Origin of the sequence: Jeongeupia sp. USM3 (assembly GCF_001808185.1) — a bacterium.
Lineage (GTDB): Bacteria > Pseudomonadota > Gammaproteobacteria > Burkholderiales > Chitinibacteraceae > Jeongeupia.
On sequence record NZ_CP017668.1, the window covers coordinates 1,448,366 to 1,466,934 of the forward strand.

Here is an 18,569-nt window from a genome sequence, read left to right on the forward strand (position 1 = left end):
GCTTCGCCGCGCCCAAAAGCACAACGGGCGGCCAGGGCCGCCCGTTGCTGTCGCTACATTCCTTGGATACCCGTGCTTTACCGGCGGCGGAAGCCGCCGCCGTGGAAGCCACCGAATCCGCCGCCACCGAAACGCGAAAAGTCGTGCGAACCGCCGCCCCAGCCGCCGGCGTTGCCGCGCTGGAAGTTGCCTGCACGCTGGTCGCCGGCGCTACGCGCCTGAAACTGGCCGTCGAGCGACTGGTGGTTTTCGCGGAAGTTCTGTGCAGCCTGCTGCCCCTGCGGCGATTGCTTCCAGTCCTTGGCGCGCTGCGCTGCCTGCTGCCCCTGCGGCGAGTTGGCAAAGTCCTTGGCGTTCTGGATGCGCTGCTGGCCCTGCGGGCTGTTGGCGTAGTTCTGCGCCCGGCTCTTCACATTGTCGGCGGCCTGCTGCTTGTCGATGTTCGACCAGTTGCCGTTGCCCTGATACTTCTGCCACTGGCCGCCGCTGTCGCGCTTGTAGACCTGGCCGTCGCGGCCGGCGTAGAGATCGCCGCTGCCCTGCTTGGTGGCAAAGTGGGTCTGGCCGATCTGCCCGGTCCGGTAGGTGTTGTTCGGGCCGGTGATGACCGAGTTGTGGCCCCAGCGGTTGTAGTTGTTGGTGACGTTGATGTTGTAGGTATTGCCGCCGCCCCAGCAGCAACCGCCGCCGCCCCAGTACCACGGCGACATCCATGCGCCCATGGCGAAACCGAAGGCGAATCCGGTCGCCGTGCCCCAGGCAAAGCCGGCGCCGAAACCGTAGGTATACGGCGCCGGGTACCAGACGGTGCCGACATAGGTCGGATAGACGTAGCCGGTACCGTAGACGACGACACCGTCGCTCGACACCACGGTGCCGTAGTAGCCCGGCGTGTAGCCGACGTAGACGACGTCGGGCGTCGCGCTGTAGACACGGACGTAGGTGACGTAGTGCATCGGCGAGCTGACCGGGATCGAGTAGATCACCGCCGGCACGCTGGCCGCGACGCTCCACGGCCCGGCGGCCGAGGTTGCGACGAACCAGACGCCGTTCTGCACCAGATAGTAGCTGCGCGCGTCGACGCGGATGATCGGCGTTGCGGTGTTATACGCGTACTGCAGCGGCGTATCGTCGATCGGCTTCCATTGCGGCTCGCCACCGTCGTAGGCCACCGGATCGGGTTTGACGCTGCGCTTGACCTGCGCGGTCTGCGGCACGCTGTTGGCGATGCGCGCTTCGCTCGCCTGCGCCGTGCCCGGCACCGAGACGAGCACGCCGGCCATCGGGTGGTCGGTCGGGATCCTGGCGAAATCGGCCGGCAGCTTGTCACCCGGCACGTACTGCCACGGGCCGTCGATCTTGCCGGCGGTGAACCAGCGGCCGGAGACCAGTACATAGAGTTGCTGGCTGCCGATCTGCACGAAGATGTCGCTGGGCGAGTTCGACATGTACAGCAGCTGCGTCCCCGGGATCGGCGCGTACTGCGGCTCGCCCTTGCTTTGCAGCAGCTCGGTCGGCCGGGTCGCGACATAGATCGCCGGGACGACGCTCGGGTCGAACGCCGATTCGCCGTTGGCGCTCTTGCCGGACATCGGGTCGATCTTGTTGGCCTTGAGCAGTGACTCGCGCAGCGGGTTGAGCGCGTCGGTCGGCGGCTTGGTGGCGACCTGCCACGGGCCGGTCGCCGACCCGGACTGGTACCAGCGTTCGACCGCCCACAGGTAGTAGTTGCCGCTGGCCTGATCGAGCACGAGCAGCGCGCTGGTATTGATCACGCGCATCAGCTTGCCGCCGGCGCTGCGCAGTGCCGGTTCGCCGTCGATCATCACCAGCAGCGACGGGCGGTTGCTGTAGATGATCGCCGGCGGGTCGTTCTTCACCGCCTGGCCGGCCTGCGCGGCTTCGGCCTGGTTGATCTGCAGGTCGGCGGCGAGCGCGTCGTACGGAACGGTCCAGTCTTCCTTCGGCACCGCGGCGCGCAAGGCCGACAGGTAGCGGCCTTCGTCCTTGCCGGCCGTCGGGAAGTTGGACTTGGTGATCTTGTACTGGCTCAGCGTCACCACGCGCCGGTCCTTGGCGATGTCGGCGCGGGCGCTGAACCAGATCACGCCGAAGGTATCGCCGTTCTTGCCGCTGACGCGCACGGCCGAGCGTCCGGTCAGCGTATCGCCGTTCAGTGCGTCGAGCTGGGGCTGGTAGACGTAGATCTGTTCGCCCTGCTGGCCGTTGACCAGCCGCGGCCAGCCGGCAGCCTGGGCGCCGGCGCTCAGCGATGCGGTCTGTTCGGGCGCCGGTGTCGTTGCGGACCAGCCAGCGGTCGGCACGCTGAGCCACAGCAGGGCCAGCAGTGAAGTCGTGAGCGTCTTGCGATGCATGTGGATCCCCTTTGTCCGGCGGCGCGCGTGGCGCCGGCCGTATTATGGCCGTCACGGTAAGACCGGACGGGAACCCGATTAGTTTACTGCGCGAATGTTGCTATATTCACCTTTCTTTGAGCAGGTGTCCCATCCGCTGCCGCTTGGTCGCCAGGTAATGGCGGTTCTCCGGGTTCGGGTCGACCGCGTGCGGCTCGCGCTGCCTCACCGGCAGGCCGGCCGCTTCGAGCGCGGCGATCTTCTTCGGGTTGTTGCTCATCAGCCGTACCGAGGTCACGCCGAGGTCGCGCAGCATCGCCGCCGCCGCCTCGTACGAGCGTGCGTCGACCGGCAGGCCGAGCGCGAGGTTGGCATCGACGGTATCGAGGCCGCTGTCCTGCAGTTCGTAGGCACGGATCTTGTGCGCCAGTCCGATGCCGCGGCCTTCCTGCCCGCGCAGGTAGAGCAGCACGCCGCGACCTTCGCGGGCGATGCGCTCGAGCGCCTTGTTCAACTGCTCGCCGCAGTCGCAGCGCAGCGAGCCGAACACGTCGCCGGTCAGGCACTCCGAATGCAGCCGCACCAGCGTCGCATCGCCGGCCGGATCGCCCATCACCACGGCCAGGTGCTCGACATCGTCGAGGCCGGATCGGTAGGCGTGGGCCATGAACACGCCGTGCGGCGTGGGCAGTCGGGCGACGCCGGCTTTTTCGACGGCGGCTTGGGTCAGTGGCGCGTTGGACATGGAATTCTGCAATGGAGTGAATCCCCTGCAGATGGGGGCTGCGGCGCGGATTGCAATCGCGTCAGCGCGTCGCCACGGCCGATGCGGTCTTGCAGTAGCGCGCGTAGTCGGCGTCGACCTGCTTCTGCCGCTGCCTGAGCTTGTCCAGATCGTAGGGCCGGTTGAAGCCCGCCATGCGCTGCTGGATCAGCGCCGACTCCTTGCCCAGCCTGGTGCAGCGCCGCGCTTCGAGCTGTGCCAGCCTGGCCGGATCGGGCTTGTAGTAGGCCGGTGCCGCGGTCGGCGCAGGGGTCGGCGCGGCGACGCACAGGGCCGGGAGCATCGCCAGTGCCAGTCGGGCGGCAAACCGCCCGGCTGATCGGGCGGCGCGTCGGGCGGTGGCTTGAACGGCGATTCGAGCGCTCAGCCGATCCATTCGGTTTCCTCGGTGGCGAGCGCGGCGATGCGGCCTGCCAGCGTGTGGTCGGCCGGGTGCACCGGCCAGTCGCGCTCGCCGAGCCGGGCGACCGGCACCAGCCCGATCAGGCTGTTGCACAGCCAGACGCGCTCGGCGCGCAGCAGCCGCGGCAGGTCGATCCGCACGTCCCCGACCGGCCAGCCCAGCGCGGCCGCGGCGTCGAAGGCGACGTCGCGCAGCACGCCGGCGACGCCGCCGGTGTCGAGTTTCGGCGTCAGCAGCACGCCCGCTTCGAGCAGCAGCACATTGCTCATCGTGCCTTCGACCACGTCGCCGTCGCGGTCGAGCAGCAGGCCGTCGAAGATCTCCGGATCGCGCCACTCGCTGCGCGCAAGCACGTTTTCAAGCCGGTTCAGGTGCTTGATGCCGGCCAGCCGCGGCTGCCAGCTGGCGCGCGTGTCGCAGACGCGGACCGTGACACCGGCGCTGCGGTCGGTCACCGCTGCCGGCGGCGCGATCTGGGTGATCCGGTGCGGCGTGCAGCCGGCCGGCACCGCATAGCCGCGCGGCGACTCGCCGCGGGTCAGGACCAGCTTGATCGTCGCGTCGGCCGGCGCATGCGCGCGCAGCTCGGCCAGCCAGGTCTCAAACGACGGTGCGGCGATGCCGAGCGCCGCCGCGTCGTGCGCCAGTCTGGCCATGTGGCGGCGCCAGAACGGAATGCCGCCGTTGCGGACGTACAGCGTGCGGAACACGCCGTCGCCGAACTGGATGCTGCGGTCGGCCAGCGCCAGCGCCCCGGCCGGCGCGCCGTCGACAAGACGGATCACCCCGCCGGCGGACGGGATCGTGTCCGGCGCGCCGTCGACAGCGGGCGTCATCCGTCGACCCCGAGCGCGCGCAGCAGGCCGCGGGCCTTGTGGCGGGTTTCCTCGAGTTCGCGCGCCGGTACCGAGTCGGCGACGATGCCGGCACCGGCGCGGAAGTACAGCTGCGGGCCGGTCTGCAGGAAGCTGCGGATCAGGATGTTCAGGTCCATCCGGCCGTCGAGCCCGATATAGCCGAGGCTGCCGGTGTAGACGCCGCGCTCGCGGTCTTCGAGCTCGCGGATGATCTGCATGCAGCGCACCTTCGGGCAGCCGGTGATCGTGCCGCCGGGAAACAGCGCGCGCAGGATCTGCCGCGCCGGGGTGCCCGGGCGCAAGCGGGCGCGGATGTTCGACTCGATGTGGTGGACATAGGCATAGCTCTCGACCGCCATCAGCTCGTCGACCTCGACGCTGCCGGGGACGGCGATCCGGCCGAGGTCGTTGCGCTCGAGGTCGACCAGCATGATGTGCTCGGCGCGCTCCTTCACCGTAGAGATCAGCGCGCGCTTCAGTGCCGCGTCCTCCTCCGGGTCAACCGAGCGCCGGTGCGTGCCGGCGATCGGCCGGGTGTCGACGATGCCGCCCTGCACGCGCACCAGCCGCTCGGGCGACGAGCTGACGATCTGCGACTCACCGAGGTCGAACAGCGCCGAGAACGGTGCCGGGTTGGCGCGGCGCAGCGCGGCGTACAGGTCGTGTGCGTCGCCCTGCGCCAGCGTCACGTCCCAGCCGCGCGACAGGTTCACCTGGAACACGTCGCCTTCGACGATGTAGCGCTTGCACGCGGCAACGCCGTCGACAAAGGCCTGCGGCTCGTCCTCGGACACCGCGGCAACGACCAGCGGTCTGGGCTGCCAGACCGGCGCCTGCGCGAGCAGACCGGCCAGCTCGGCCAGTTGTGCCGCGGTTTCGGCAACGATGAAGGCGGTTTGCGCAGCGCGGTCGACCAGCACCGCGGCCGGGCAGCGGATCAGCGCGGCGACCGGCGCACTCAGCGCGCGCGCCGGCACGGTCGGCTCGAACGCACCGAGCAGCTCGTAGCCGGCATAGAGCGCCCAGCCGCCGGCGAAAGGCAGCTCGCCGGCGGCGCCGGCGTGGACCGGCAGCGCGTCGACGTCGGCAAGAAAGGCATGGGCATCGTGGTAGACGCGCCGCTCTTGCGGCAGCGCCATCAGGATGTCCCAGCCGCGCTCGCCGGAGGATTGCAGCAGCACCGGGCAGCGGGCCGGAAACGCGGCGGCCAGCGCCGGCAGGTCGGGAATTCGGGTCAGGGCTTGAACTTGCATCCGCCGATTGTACCAAGGCCGTCAAGCCGGCCAAGACGATCCGGACGCATACGGAATGATAATTGTTTTCATTTGTGGTTCAATGCAGGCCGCTGACCTTTTTCCATCCGTCATGGCCGCGCCGTGACGAGCGACGACTTATGCACTGGTACGGACTCGATTTGCACTGGGCCTATGCCGAGCTGCTGCCCGGCCTGCGGCGGCAGACCGGCTGCCTGCACCGCGCCTGGGACATCCTCCACGACGCGCTGCTGCGTTACGCGCTGACGCGCAACCGCGCGCAGATCGCCCAGCCGCACGCCTATCTGCGCACCGTGATCGGCGCAACGCTGGTCGACCATCACCGCGAACAGCGGCGCTTCGTACCGCTACCCGACCACGCCGAAACTGCCGACACACCGGTCGCACCGTCGGCCGAAACGGTCGCCGCGCTGCACCAGCGGCTGGCGATGCTGCAGCGCGTGCTCGACACCCTGCCGCCCCGCTGCCGCGAGGTGTTCTGGCTGTTCCGCGTCGAAGGACACACGCAGGCCGAGATCGCCGCGACGCTCGGCATCAGCGTCAACATGGTCGAACGCCATGTGATGCGCGCGCTGATCGACCTGCGGGCGATCAGGGATACGCTGCAGTGAGCCGGGTCCGCCACGACGCGGCGCGCTGGTTCGTGCGGATGCGCGACGCGGCGCCCGACGACCCGGTCCGCGGCCGCTTCGAAGCCTGGCTGTTCGCCGACCCGGCGCACGGGCGCGAGTACGCGGCGTTTGCCGAACTGTGGGACGACTTCGATTCGAACGCGCAGCTGTCGGCGCTGGCCGGTGCGGTCGAGCGGCGCCGGACCTCGCGGCGCGGCCTGCTCAAGCACGGCGCGCTCGGCCTGTTTGCCTGCCTGAGCGGCGGGCTCGGGTGGCTGGGCTGGCGCGCACAGCAACCGCTGCAGTCGCTGACGCTGGCAACGGCGATCGGCGGCCTGCACACCGAAAGGCTGGCCGACGGCAGCACCGTGACGCTGTCGGCCGCCACGCGGCTGTCGATCCGCTACTACCGCGACCGGCGCGAGGTCGTGCTGCTCGCCGGCGAGGCAAGCTTCGACGTCGCCCGCGATCCGGCCCGGCCGTTCCGGGTCGACAGCGGCCTGGCGCGGATCACCGTGCTCGGCACGCGCTTTGCCGTCGCCCGGCTGCCCGCGCACGTGCGCATCAGCGTCGCCAGCGGCCGCGTCGGCGTGGTCCGTCAGGATGAAAACGGCCGCGAACGGCCGCCGGGCTGGCTGCTCGCGGCCGGCGAGGTCGTCGACATCGACGCGCTGGGCGCGCACCGGCTGCACCGCCGGGCCGACGACGGCTTCGCCTGGCAGCGCGGCGCGCTGGTCTTCGACAACGCCCCGCTGGCCGAGGTCGCGGCGACCCTCTCGCGCTACCGCGCCCGCCCGGTGCTTGCCGGCGGCGACGGTCCGCGGCTGACCGCCGTCGTCCAGGCGAACGACACCGATGCCTTCCTGCGCGCACTGCCGCGCGCCGGCAATCTCCGCGTTGTCGAGACTGCCGCGGCAACGCTTTTGCAGCCGCGCTGAAATAGTCCGCCCACGACATCAGGGTCTTGCCGCGTTCGTCCGTCATGACCGCGTGTTCTGTTCAACAAGGAAAATCATGAACCCGCGTTCCACCCTGCTCGGCGCCGCACTCGCGCTGGCCCTCGTCACCGCGCATGCCGCACCGGTCAGTCTCGACCTGCCCGAACAATCGCTGGCCGCCTCGCTCACCCAGCTCGGCCAGGCCGCCGGACTCAGCCTCGTCGTCGACAGCGCGCTGGTCGCCGGCAAGCGTGCGCCGGCGCTGCGCGGCAAGCTCGAGCCCGCCGACGCGCTGCAGAAACTGCTCGCCGGCAGCGGCCTCGCCGCGTCGTTCGCCGGCAAGACGGTCACCGTCGGCCGGGCCGAAACGACGCTGTCGCCGGTCACCGTCGAGGCCGTACGCGACTGGGCGACCAGCCCCGGCACCGGCTACCAGGCGCACCGCGCCGCCAGTGCGACCAAAACCGACAGCACGCTGCTGGAAACGCCGCAGTCGATCTCGGTCGTCACCCGCGAGCAGATGGATGACCAGGACGTCGCGACCATCGCCGAGGCGGTCCGCTACAACGCCGGCGTCACCGGCCACGAATTCGCCACCACCGACGACGACCTGCTGATGCGCGGCTTCAGCGTCTCGGCCAACGGCATGTACCGCGACGGCATGCGGCTGTACCACAACGCCTTCATCAGCCGGATCGAACCGTACGGGCTCGAGCGCCTCGACATCGTCCGCGGGCCGAGCTCGGTGCTGTACGGCCGTGCCAACCCCGGCGGCCTCGTCAATGCGGTGACCAAGCGCCCGACGGTCGGCCTGCGTCCCGAGGTCCGCGTCGAGGGCGGCAGTGACGACCGTGCGCAGATCGCCGCCGACGTCGGCGGTGCGCTCGACGAAGACGGCCGCTGGGTCTACCGGCTGACGGCGCTGGCGCGCGACGCCGGCACGCAGTGGGACGACCTGCCCGACGACCGCGTCTATCTGGCACCGGCGCTGACGTGGCAGCCCGATGCACGCACCAGCCTGACGCTGCTGGCACAGTACCAGCACGACCGGACGACCTGGGCCGTGCCGAACCAGTTCTACCAGCCCGGCGCGCTGGGCCAGCCCGATCCGTCGCTGAACATCCAGGGGCCGGGCGCCGAGCACGACAAGCGCGGCGTCACGGTCGGCTATCTGTTCGAGCACGCGCCCGACGACGTCTGGACGCTGCGGCAGAACCTGCGCTACTACGACGCGAAGAACGACCGGCGCGAGGTCCGCGCGCTCGGCTTGCGGCCGGACGGCCGGACGATGAACCGGCGCGCGATGTACCGGCCCGAGCACGAGCAGTCGTTCGCCGTCGACAACCAGGTGCAGGCGCGCGTGCACACCGGCCCGGTCGAGCACCTGCTGCTCGGCGGCGTCGACTACCGCCAGGCCAGCTTCGAGCAGAAGCTCTATATGGGTAGCGCCGCGCCGCTCGACCTGTTCGACCCGGTGTTCAAGCAGCCCGACTGGGACTCGCTGCGCCAGACCTGGGACAACCTCAACAAGAGCCGCCAGCTCGGCAGCTATCTGCAGGACCAGCTGCGCTACGGCCGCTGGGCGCTGACCGTCGGCGGCCGCTACGACTGGACGCGCGACAGCGCCGACTCCAGGCTCGACAAGACCTATACCGAGCAGCGCGATCACGCCTTCACCGGCCGCGCCGGCCTTGTCTACCTGTTCGACGCCGGCTGGGCGCCCTACCTGAGCTACTCGACGTCCTTCCTGCCCGAGATCGGCAACGACGCGTTCGGCCAGCAGTTCGAGCCCGAGCGCGGCGAACAGATCGAGGCCGGCGCCAAATACCAGCCCGAAGGCGCCGCCTACAGCTTCACCGCCGCGGTCTACCAGCTGACCAAGCAGAACGTCCGCACGCCGCTGCCGGGGCCGAACCCGCTGCGGCTCGAGGTCCAGACCGGCGAAATCCGCAGCCGCGGCCTCGAACTCGAAGGCAAGTGGACGGTCGGCGCGCTCGACCTGATCGGCAGCTACACGCTGCTCGACGCCGAGATCACCAAGAGCAATATCGCCGCCGACGTCGGCAAGGCACCGCTGTCGATCCCGAAGCACACTGCCGCGCTGTGGGGCAAGTACGACTTCGCCGGCGTGCTCAGCGGCTGGAACGCCGGCCTGGGCGTGCGCTACGTCGGCCAGTCGCGCGGCGGGCTCGGCAGCGTCAACGAGGCGTTCACGCTGGTCGACAGCCTGGTCGCCTACGAGCGCGCCAACTGGCGCTTCGCGCTCAACGTCAACAACCTGTTCGACCGCGAGTACCTGACGAGCTGCGACGGTACGTTCTGCGAGCAGGGCTTCCGCCGCAGCGTCCGCGCCAGCGTCGGCTACCGCTGGTAATCGCGCACGCAAAGAAAAAGGGCTGTCGAGGCAGCCCTTTTTTCATGCCGTCGTCGCGAACTCAGACGAGACGCTTGAACACCAGCGTGCCGTTGGTACCGCCAAAGCCGAAGCTGTTGGAAATCGCCACGCGGATGTTCATCTCGCGCGCGCCGTCGGCAACGTAGTCCAGATCGCAACCGCCTTCGACGTCCTGCTCGAAGATGTTGGCGGTCGGCGGCGACACCTGGTTGTGCAGCGCCAGCACCGAGTACACGGCCTCGACGCCACCGGCGCCACCGAGCAGGTGGCCGGTCATCGACTTGGTCGAGTTGACGACGAGCTTCTTGGCGTGGTCGCCGAAAGCGAGCTTCAGCGCGGTGGTCTCGTTGGCGTCGCCGAGCGGCGTCGACGTGCCGTGGGCGTTGACGTAGTCGACCTCGTCCGGGTTGATGCCGGCATCGCGCAGCGCATTGGCCACGCCGCGGGCCGGGCCTTCGGCGCTCGGTGCGGTGATGTGGTGCGCGTCCGAGCTCATGCCGAAACCGGCGAACTCGGCGTAGATCTTCGCGCCGCGCTTGACCGCGTGTTCGTATTCCTCGAGCACCAGCACGCCGGCGCCTTCGCCCATGACGAAGCCGTCACGGCCCTTGTCCCACGGCCGCGACGAGGTCGCCGGGTCGTCGTTGCGGGTCGACAGCGCCTTCATCGCGGCAAAGCCGCCGATGCCCAGACCGGTCACGGTCGCTTCGGCACCGCCGGCAACCATCACGTCGGCATCGCCGTACTGGATCATCCGCGCCGCGTCGCCGATGCAGTGCGCACCGGTCGTGCACGCCGAGACGATGCCGTAGCTCGGCCCTTGGAAGCCCTTGTAGATCGTGACATGGCCGGCAATCAGGTTGACGAGCGAACCGGGAATGAAGAACGGGCCGATCTTGCGCGGGCCACCGGCCAGCAGCGTCCCGCCCATTTCCTCGATCAGCGGCAGGCCGCCGATGCCGGAGCCGATATTGACACCGACGCGGGTCTTGTCGAGGCCGGGTGCGTCATCGAGGCCGGCGTCGGCAATCGCCTGGAACGCGGCCGCAATGCCGTAGTGGATGAAGGTATCCATCCGGCGCGCATCTTTGGCCGAGATGTATTGGCTGATGTCGAAGTCCTTGACCTCGCCAGCGATCTGGCAAGCGTAGTCGCTCGCGTCAAAGCGCGTGATCCTGCCGATGCCGGACTGCCCTTTGAGCAGGGTGGCCCAGCCGGTGGCAACATCGTTGCCGACGGGGGACACATGGCCGAGGCCGGTGATCACTACTCTGCGTTTGGACACATTACTCTCCGATTGATACGCCGAATGGAACAAGACCCCTGCCAGGCACCAACGGTGTCCGGCAGAGGTCTTGGATGCAGCGGATTACTTGCCCAGATTGGCCGAAACGTAGTCGATCGCTTGCTGGACGGTGGTGATCTTTTCGGCGTCTTCGTCCGGAATTTCGCACTCGAACTCTTCTTCGAGGGCCATCACGAGTTCAACGGTGTCGAGGGAGTCGGCGCCGAGGTCGTTCACGAAGGAGGACTCGTTCTTGACGTCGGTTTCCGGCACGCCAAGTTGTTCGGCAACGATCTTCTTCACGCGCTGTTCGATGTTTTCCATGGATAAAACTCCAAGCCTTTCAAGGGATAAAAAAAGCGGACGCATTGTACCAAAAAAAGCCGCCACGCCAATGCGGGCCGGATGATCTTGGTTAAATACACGTTAATTCATATACATACCGCCGTTGACGTGCAAGGTCTGGCCGGTAATGTAACTGGCACGGTCGCTGGCAAGAAAGCCGACCGCGTCTGCAATCTCGCGCGGCTCGCCAAGGCGGCCGAGCGTGATGTTTTCAAGCAGTTTGGCCTTGTGTTCGTCGGCCAAACCGCGGGTCATGTCGGTGTCGATGAAGCCCGGCGCCACCGCGTTGACGGTCACGCCGCGCGAGCCGATTTCCTTGGCCAGCGACTTGGTGAAACCGAACAGTGCAGCCTTGGCCGCCGCGTAGTTGGTCTGGCCGGCATTGCCTGTGCTACCGACGACCGAGGCAATGTTGATGATACGCCCCCAGCGGGCTTTCATCATGCCGCGGATCACCGCTTTGGAGAGCTTGTACACCGGCTTGAGGTTGGTGTCCATGATCGCGTCCCAGTCCTCGTCCTTCAGCCGCATCAACAGGTTGTCGCGGGTGATGCCGGCGTTGTTGACGAGGATGTGGATCGCGCCGAACTCCTTTTCGATCGCGTCGACAACGGCTTCGCAGGCGCCGTCGGTCGTCACTTCGAGCGCCACGCCGCGGCCCTTGCCACCGGCCTCGGCGATGTAGCCGCTGATCGCGGCCGCGCTGTCTTCGGTGATGCCGGTACCGATCACGGTGGCACCCTGTGCCAGCAGGTCGAGGACGATGGCCTTGCCGATCCCGCGCGATGCGCCGGTCACCAGCGCGACTTTACCTTCGAGACTCATTGCAGCTTCCTTGTAACGGTGCGGCGCTGCCGCACCGGATCATGACGCGGTGCGCCGTGGCGCACCAGACTAAACCAGACGGATTACAGCAGCGCTTTCAGTGCGTCGAACGCGGCCACATCGCCGAGCGCAGCGTGCTGCGCGCCGTCGGCGATGCGCTTGTCGAGGCCGCTGAGCACCTTGCCCGGACCGCATTCGGCGAAGACGGTCGCACCGTCGGCGGCGATGCGCTGCACCGACTCGACCCAGCGTACCGGCTGGTACAGCTGGCGGACCAGCGCGTCGCGGATCTGCGCCGGATCGGTATACGCGGCGACATCGGCATTGTGGATCACCGGAAACTCCGGCGCGGCAACGTGGATCTGCGCCAGCGCGACGGCGAGCTTCTCGGCCGCCGGCTTCATCAGCGCGCAGTGCGACGGCACCGACACCGGCAGCGGCAGCGCGCGCTTGGCGCCCTTGTCCTTGCACAGTGCCATCGCGCGTTCGACCGCCGCCTTGCTGCCGGCGATCACGACCTGGCCGGGCGAGTTGAAGTTGACCGCTTCGACCACGTCGCCCTGCGCCGCTTCGACGCAGGCGGCGACGATCACGTCGTCCGGCAGGCCGAGAATCGCCGCCATCGCGCCCTCGCCTTCGGGTACCGCAGCCTGCATCGCCTCGGCGCGCAGCCGCACGAGCCTGACCGCATCGGCAAACGCAATGCTGCCGGCGGCGGCCAGCGCGCTGTATTCGCCGAGCGAGTGGCCGGCGGCAAATGCCGGCGCCGCGCCGCCGGCAGCACGCCAGGCACGGAAGATCGCGACGCTGGCAGTCAGCATCAGCGGCTGGGTGTTGACGGTGGCGTTGATCACCGCGGCATCGGCGCCGTCGGCACACATCGCCCACAGGTCCTGGCCGAGCACGTCGCTCGCCTCGGCGAAGGTCTGGCGCACCGACGCGTCGTCGGCAAAGCCGTTCATCATGCCCAGCGATTGCGAGCCCTGGCCCGGAAAGACGAAAGCCAATGCCATTTCTAGCTCCTTGTCGGCCCGGCGACACCGGGCGTCGAATTCAAACAGTTATTTGAACGTTAAAACGGCGCATCACTGCGCCGTTTTCATCAGTATTTGAAGAGTACCGATCCCCAGGCAAAACCGCCGCCGATGCCCTCCAGCAGCACGGTCTGCCCGCGCCGGATCTTGCCGCTCCTGACGCCCTCGTCGAGCGCCAGCGGAATCGACGCTGCCGAGGTGTTGCCGTGCCGGTCGACGGTGACGATCACCTTGTCCATGCTCAGATGCAGGTGCTTGGCGGTCGACTCGATGATGCGCAGATTGGCCTGGTGCGGCACCAGCCAGTCGACGTCGGCCTGCTCGACCCCGGCCGCGGCCAGCGTCTCGTTGGCGACGTCGGCCAGCGCGCGGACGGCGAACTTGAACACCGCACCGCCGTCCATGTAGATCCACGGCGAACCTTCGACCTGGCCCTGCTTCAGGTGGCCCGGCGTCTTGAGGATGTCGCGGTAGCGGCCGTCGGCATGCAGCTTCGACGCGAGGATGCCCGGCTCTTCCGACGCCTTGAGCACCACCGCGCCGGCGCCGTCGCCGAACAGCACACAGGTGGTCCGGTCGTTCCAGTCGATGATGTTCGACAGCTTTTCGGCGCCGATCACGACGGCACAGCGGACTGCGCCGGACTTGATCATCGCTTCGGCAACGGTCAGCGCATACACGAAGCCGGCACAGACGGCCTGGACGTCGAACGCCGGAAAACCGTGCAGCCCGAGCTTGTCCTGCACCGTGCACGCCGTCGACGGGAACACGTGGTCCGGCGTCGTCGTCGCGACGATGATCAGGTCGACTTCGCTGCGCTCGGTCTCGGCCGCGGCCAGTGCACGCTCGGCGGCCCTGAGCGCCAGATCCGACGTGGTTTCGGCCTCGGCGGCAAGATGGCGCTGGCGGATGCCGGTACGGCTGGCGATCCATTCGTCGCTGGTGTCGACGCGCTGGGCCAGCGCCTCGTTGGTCAGGATGTGTTCAGGCAGGTAGGAGCCGGTTCCGGCGATGCGCGCGTACATGAATGCTTCCTGCGTGTGGGTTTAGTGGTCCGCCACCGCGGCCGGATGGGCTGCGAGGTCGGCAAGTTGTTGCTGCACCTGTTCGGCGATGCGCTGGGTCACGCCGGCGCTCGCCTCGTCGGCCGCCTGCTTGAGCGCCCAGTAGAACGCCATCCGGTCGGCACCGCCATGACTTTTGACAACGATGCCCTTGAGGCCGACCAGCGACGCGCCGTTGAAGCGGCGCGGATCGATGCGCTTCTTGAAGCGCGACAGCACCGGCCACGCGAGCATCGCCAGCGCCTTGGTGAACACGTTGCGGGTGAATTCCTCGCGCAGGAAACGCTCCATCATCTTGGCGATGCCTTCGGACGTCTTCAGCGCGACGTTGCCGGTGAATCCGTCGGTCACAATGACATCGACAACGCCCGAGTACAGGTCGTTCCCCTCGACGTTGCCGGCGAAGTTCATCCGGCTCGCCCGCAGCAGCTCGGCGGTGGCCTTGATGGTCTCAGTGCCCTTGATGTCTTCGGAACCGATATTGAGCAGGCCGATCGCCGGCGCGTCCTTGCCCTTGATGGCCGCGAACAGCGACGAGCCCATCACCGCGAACTGCACCAGCTGCAGCGGCGTGCAATCGGCGTTGGCACCGAGGTCGAGCACACAGGTTTCGGTCCCCTTGACCGACGGCAGCATCTTGGCGATGGCCGGACGCTCGATCCCGTCGATGGTCTTGAGCACGAAACGCGCCGTCGCCATCAGCGCACCGGTATTGCCGGACGACACGCAGGCGTGCGCCTCGCCGGACTTGACGAGGTTGATCGCCACGCGCATCGACGAATCTTTCTTGTTCTTCATCGCCGACTGCGGCGACTCGTCCATCGTCACGACCTCGCTGGCGGCGTGGACGCGCAGACGCGGCCCAGGCTGCGCCTTGTGCGCCTTGAGCTCGGCATCGATCGCATCGGGCAGGCCGACGAGGACGACATTGACGTGGGGGTGTTGGTCGAGGAAGCGCAGGACGGCCGGCACGGTGACATGTGTCCCGTGGTCGCCGCCCATCGCATCGACAGCGACAGTAATGTCCATGGCAGACAAGCTAGATTCCAGAATGGCGAACGGCGCAAGCGAGACAACTCGCTTGCGCCGTTATCATAACCGATTGGTTATAAACGCGTTTTTACGCAGGACTTATTCGCCCTTGGCCTTGATCACGCGACGGCCCTTGTAGAAACCGTTCGGCGAGATGTGGTGCGGGCGATGCACTTCGCCGGTTTGCGCGTCAACCGACAGCGCCGGGGCGGTCAGGAAATCGTGAGCACGATGCATGCCGCGCTTGGACGGGGACTTCTTATTCTGTTGAACGGCCATGATAAAACTCCTTGAAAACCAGAAAAAACTACTGTTTCAGTTACTCCGCTTTCCTGGTTTTCATTTGAGCCAGGACAGCAAACGGATTCGGCTTGGTATTGCCTTGCAGCGGCTCGTCACCGGGCGCGGCACACTGCACATGCAGCGGCGCGTACGGCAGGGCCAGCAGCACTTCTTCTTCGATCAGCGCCGGTACATCGAGTGCCGGGTCGATCAGCACCGTTTCGAGCGTTTCGTCGAGTTCCGCGGCCTCGTCGGCCAGCTCCTCGGTCGGAAACTGCGTCAGTACGGTGTCCACATCGAGCGACCACGCCATCGGCGCAAGGCAACGCTGGCAGACGAGCTGCAACTCGCCCGACACGGTCACGGTCAGGCGCGGACGCTCGAACCGGTCGACCGATCCGGCAAGCGACCAGCGAATTTCGCCGCCATTGCTTGCCAGCTGATCACTCAGCCGCGACATCGCCGCAACCGGGATCACCCCGTCGAGCACGCTGCCCTCGCGGGCAAATTCGGCGCTGTGAATGACCGTCATACCCATGAGCCAACGAACCAGAAACCGCGCATGATATAATTTGCCGCCTGCCGATGTCAAAACCTTTCCGCCCGGTGCGACGGATTTCCAATGCAAAAACAAACGCTTCGCTCGCCGGCCCTCGTGCTGGCGTCCACCTCGCGCTACCGGCGCGAACTGCTCGAACGCCTGCACCTGCCGTTCGACACCGCCAGCCCCGACGTCGACGAGACGCCGCTTCCGCTCGAAACCGCCGCGCAGACCAGCCTGCGGCTGGCCGTCGCCAAAGCCGTCGCGCTGGCGTCGCGCTTCCCCGGCGCGCTGCTGATCGGCTCGGACCAGGTCGCCCTGCTCGACGGCGTCCAGCTCGGCAAGCCCGGCACCCACGAGCGCGCCGTCGCCCAGCTCCGGGCCATGCGCGGCCGGACAATCGAATTCCACACCGCCGTGGCGCTGCACAACGCAGCAACCGGCCGCACCCAGACGCACACCGACGTCACCCGCGTGACCATGCGCAACGCCGACGATGCGGCCATCGAGCGCTACCTGCTGAAGGAGCAGCCGTACGACTGCGCCGGCAGCGCCAAGACCGAGGGACTCGGCATTGCACTGATCGCCGCGATCGAATCGACCGACCCGGCAGCGATCATCGGCCTGCCGCTGATTGCGCTGGTCGACATGCTGAACAACGAAGGCGTCGACATCCTATGAGCAGCGGCATCCTCTACCTGATTCCGGTGCCGCTGGCCGACGACACGCTCGCCAGCGTCCTGCCGGCCGATGCGCTGGCCGTTGCCCGCACGCTGACGCACTTCGTCGTCGAGGCACCCAAGACCGCCCGCGCCCATCTCAAGCTGTTCGGCACGCCGCACGAACTGCGCAGCCTGACGATGGGCGAGCTGAACGAACACACGAAGGACGGCGAGCTCGCCGGGCTGCTGGCGCCGCTGCTGTCTGGCCACGATGTCGGGCTGATGTCCGAAGCCGGCTGCCCCGGCGTCGCCGACCCCGGCGCCCGGCTGGTGCGGCTGGCGCATGCGCGCGGCGTCCGCGTCGTCCCGCTGGTCGGGCCGTCGGCTATCCTGCTGGCGCTGATGGCGTCCGGCGCCAACGGCCAGAAGTTCCGCTTCAACGGCTATCTGCCGGCCGGCGACGGCGAACGGATGACGGCGATCCGCAATCTCGAGGCGAGCTCGCGCAAGGAAAAGCAGGCCGAGCTGTTCATCGAAACGCCGTACCGCAACGACGCGCTGTTCGCCGCACTGGTCCAGCACTGCAGCCCCGGCACGCACATCACCGTTGCACGCGAGCTGACCGGCGCCGGCGAATGGATCGGCAGCCGGACCGTCGCCGAGTGGCGTCGCGCGCCCAAACCGGAGCTGCACAAGCGGCCGACCGTGTTCGTGCTCAGCGCCGACTGAGCCGACGCCCCGAACACGCCGTAGCGCGCCGGCACTTGGGAATGCCGGCGTGCTGCGGTAGGCTCGACCCATCCCTGCCCACCGAGACCGCCATGAGCCGATTCTGGAGCCCGATCGTCCACACGCTGACCCCGTACGTCCCGGGCGAACAGCCGAAGCTGCAAAAACTCGTCAAGCTCAACACCAACGAGAACCCGTACGGCCCGTCACCGAAAGCGCTCGCGGCAATGCACGACGCCAACAACGACGCGCTGCGGCTGTACCCGGACCCGAACGCCGACCAGCTCAAGGACGCGATCGCCGCCTACCACGATGTCCGCCGCGAACAGGTCTTCGTCGGCAACGGCTCGGACGAGGTGCTGGCACACGCGTTCTGCGCCCTGCTCAAGCACGACAGGCCGCTGCTGTTCCCGGACATCAGCTACAGCTTCTACCCGGTCTACTGCGGGCTGTACCAGATCGACTACCGGACGGTGCCGCTGAACGACGCGTTCGAGATCGACGTCGCCGACTACGAACAGGACGCCGGCGCGATCATCTTCCCGAATCCGAATGCGCCGACCGGCCGCCTGATGCCGCTGGCCGACATCGAACGCCTGCTGGTGCGCCAGCCCGACGCGGTCGTCGTCGTCGACGAGGCCTACATCGACTTCGGCGGCGAAAGCGCGATCGGCCTGACCGCGCGCTACCCGAACCTGCTGGTCGTGCAGACGCTGTCGAAGAGCCGCTCGCTCGCCGGGCTGCGCGTCGGCTTCGCGATCGGCCACCCGGCGCTGATCGACGCGCTCGAACGCGTCAAGAACAGCTTCAACTCCTATCCGCTCGACCGCTTCGCCATCGCCGGTGCCAGCGCATCGTTCGCCGACGATGCGTACTTCCGCGCCAGTTGCGCCAAGGTGATCGCCAGCCGCGAACGGCTGAGCGCAGCGATGACCGAGCTGGGCTTCGACGTGCTGCCGAGCGCGGCCAACTTCATCTTCGCCCGTCACCCGCAGCATGACGCCGGCCGGCTTGCCGCCGCCCTGCGCGAGCACGGCGTGATCGTCCGCCACTTCAAGGCACCGCGCATCGACCAGCACCTGCGCATCTCGATCGGCACCGACGCCGAGTGCGACGCGCTGCTCGCCGCGCTGCACGCGACCCTGGGGTGAGGC

Annotated in this window: 19 protein-coding genes; 6 read left to right on the forward strand and 13 right to left on the reverse strand. The window is 67.9% G+C overall.

What is annotated here, in order from left to right; translation table 11 throughout:
- Positions 1–77 precede the first annotated feature (77 nt).
- The 5 genes from BJP62_RS06750 to BJP62_RS06770 all read right to left on the reverse strand — a co-directional run bounded on the left by BJP62_RS06750 (position 78) and on the right by BJP62_RS06770 (position 5,651).
- A complete protein-coding gene (locus BJP62_RS06750; protein WP_070528140.1) occupies positions 78–2,375 on the reverse strand; it encodes a hypothetical protein in 2,298 nt (765 codons plus the stop codon).
- Positions 2,376–2,481: 106 nt separating this feature from the next.
- Positions 2,482–3,099: a GTP cyclohydrolase II gene (gene ribA, locus BJP62_RS06755; RefSeq protein ID WP_070528142.1), complete on the reverse strand. Its 618-nt coding sequence runs from the start codon at positions 3,097–3,099 to the stop codon at positions 2,482–2,484.
- A gap of 61 nt (positions 3,100–3,160) precedes the next feature.
- On the reverse strand, positions 3,161–3,514 hold the full coding sequence (locus tag BJP62_RS06760; protein ID WP_145927135.1) for a hypothetical protein: 354 nt from the start codon (positions 3,512–3,514) through the stop codon (positions 3,161–3,163).
- The gene (gene pabC / locus BJP62_RS06765) at positions 3,502–4,377 is read right to left on the reverse strand and encodes an aminodeoxychorismate lyase (protein WP_070528147.1); all 876 of its coding nucleotides are present in this window, start codon (positions 4,375–4,377) and stop codon (positions 3,502–3,504) included. Before pabC ends, BJP62_RS06760 begins: the two co-directional genes overlap by 13 nt.
- Positions 4,374–5,651, reverse strand: coding sequence for an aminodeoxychorismate synthase component I (locus BJP62_RS06770; protein WP_070528150.1), 1,278 nt, complete (start codon positions 5,649–5,651; stop codon positions 4,374–4,376). The genes pabC and BJP62_RS06770 overlap by 4 nt, the downstream gene beginning before the upstream one ends.
- A gap of 140 nt (positions 5,652–5,791) precedes the next feature.
- Between BJP62_RS06770 and BJP62_RS06775 the strand changes: the two genes are divergently transcribed.
- The 3 genes from BJP62_RS06775 (at position 5,792) to BJP62_RS06785 (ending at position 9,595) form a co-directional block, all read left to right on the forward strand.
- Positions 5,792–6,283, forward strand: a complete 492-nt coding sequence (locus tag BJP62_RS06775; protein WP_070528151.1) for an RNA polymerase sigma factor — start codon at positions 5,792–5,794, stop codon at positions 6,281–6,283.
- On the forward strand, positions 6,280–7,221 hold the full coding sequence (locus tag BJP62_RS06780) for a FecR domain-containing protein (protein WP_070528154.1): 942 nt from the start codon (positions 6,280–6,282) through the stop codon (positions 7,219–7,221). The genes BJP62_RS06775 and BJP62_RS06780 overlap by 4 nt, the downstream gene beginning before the upstream one ends.
- 76 nt (positions 7,222–7,297) lie before the next feature.
- Entirely contained in the window at positions 7,298–9,595 is a 2,298-nt protein-coding gene (locus tag BJP62_RS06785; protein WP_070528156.1) for a TonB-dependent siderophore receptor, read from the forward strand.
- Between the two features lie 61 nt (positions 9,596–9,656).
- Here the strand turns inward: BJP62_RS06785 and fabF are convergent, their stop codons facing one another.
- The 8 genes from fabF to BJP62_RS06825 all read right to left on the reverse strand — a co-directional run bounded on the left by fabF (position 9,657) and on the right by BJP62_RS06825 (position 16,015).
- Positions 9,657–10,901 carry a beta-ketoacyl-ACP synthase II gene (gene fabF / locus BJP62_RS06790; RefSeq protein ID WP_070528159.1) on the reverse strand — a complete coding sequence of 415 codons (1,245 nt, stop codon included), beginning with the start codon at positions 10,899–10,901 and terminating at the stop codon, positions 9,657–9,659.
- An 84-nt stretch (positions 10,902–10,985) separates the two neighbouring features.
- A complete protein-coding gene (gene acpP / locus BJP62_RS06795; protein ID WP_070528160.1) occupies positions 10,986–11,225 on the reverse strand; it encodes an acyl carrier protein in 240 nt (79 codons plus the stop codon).
- Between the two features lie 102 nt (positions 11,226–11,327).
- Entirely contained in the window at positions 11,328–12,071 is a 744-nt protein-coding gene (gene fabG / locus BJP62_RS06800) for a 3-oxoacyl-ACP reductase FabG (protein WP_070528162.1), read from the reverse strand.
- Between the two features lie 83 nt (positions 12,072–12,154).
- Positions 12,155–13,084, reverse strand: coding sequence for an ACP S-malonyltransferase (gene fabD / locus BJP62_RS06805; RefSeq protein WP_070528165.1), 930 nt, complete (start codon positions 13,082–13,084; stop codon positions 12,155–12,157).
- 89 nt (positions 13,085–13,173) lie between these two features.
- Entirely contained in the window at positions 13,174–14,130 is a 957-nt protein-coding gene (locus BJP62_RS06810) for a beta-ketoacyl-ACP synthase III (RefSeq protein WP_070528167.1), read from the reverse strand.
- A gap of 21 nt (positions 14,131–14,151) precedes the next feature.
- On the reverse strand, positions 14,152–15,198 hold the full coding sequence (gene plsX / locus BJP62_RS06815; protein ID WP_070528169.1) for a phosphate acyltransferase PlsX: 1,047 nt from the start codon (positions 15,196–15,198) through the stop codon (positions 14,152–14,154).
- A 102-nt stretch (positions 15,199–15,300) separates the two neighbouring features.
- Positions 15,301–15,480: a 50S ribosomal protein L32 gene (rpmF, locus tag BJP62_RS06820; RefSeq protein ID WP_070528171.1), complete on the reverse strand. Its 180-nt coding sequence runs from the start codon at positions 15,478–15,480 to the stop codon at positions 15,301–15,303.
- A gap of 40 nt (positions 15,481–15,520) precedes the next feature.
- A complete protein-coding gene (locus BJP62_RS06825; RefSeq protein WP_168163811.1) occupies positions 15,521–16,015 on the reverse strand; it encodes a DUF177 domain-containing protein in 495 nt (164 codons plus the stop codon).
- A gap of 90 nt (positions 16,016–16,105) precedes the next feature.
- Here BJP62_RS06825 and BJP62_RS06830 point away from each other — a divergent pair, with 90 nt between their 5' ends.
- From BJP62_RS06830 to hisC, 3 genes are all read left to right on the forward strand, one after another.
- Entirely contained in the window at positions 16,106–16,705 is a 600-nt protein-coding gene (locus tag BJP62_RS06830; RefSeq protein WP_070528176.1) for a Maf family nucleotide pyrophosphatase, read from the forward strand.
- Positions 16,702–17,415, forward strand: a complete 714-nt coding sequence (locus BJP62_RS06835; protein WP_070528178.1) for an SAM-dependent methyltransferase — start codon at positions 16,702–16,704, stop codon at positions 17,413–17,415. Before BJP62_RS06830 ends, BJP62_RS06835 begins: the two co-directional genes overlap by 4 nt.
- Before the next feature lie 92 nt (positions 17,416–17,507).
- The gene (hisC, locus tag BJP62_RS06840; protein WP_070528180.1) at positions 17,508–18,566 is read left to right on the forward strand and encodes a histidinol-phosphate transaminase; all 1,059 of its coding nucleotides are present in this window, start codon (positions 17,508–17,510) and stop codon (positions 18,564–18,566) included.
- The last annotated feature ends 3 nt before the right edge of the window (positions 18,567–18,569 follow it).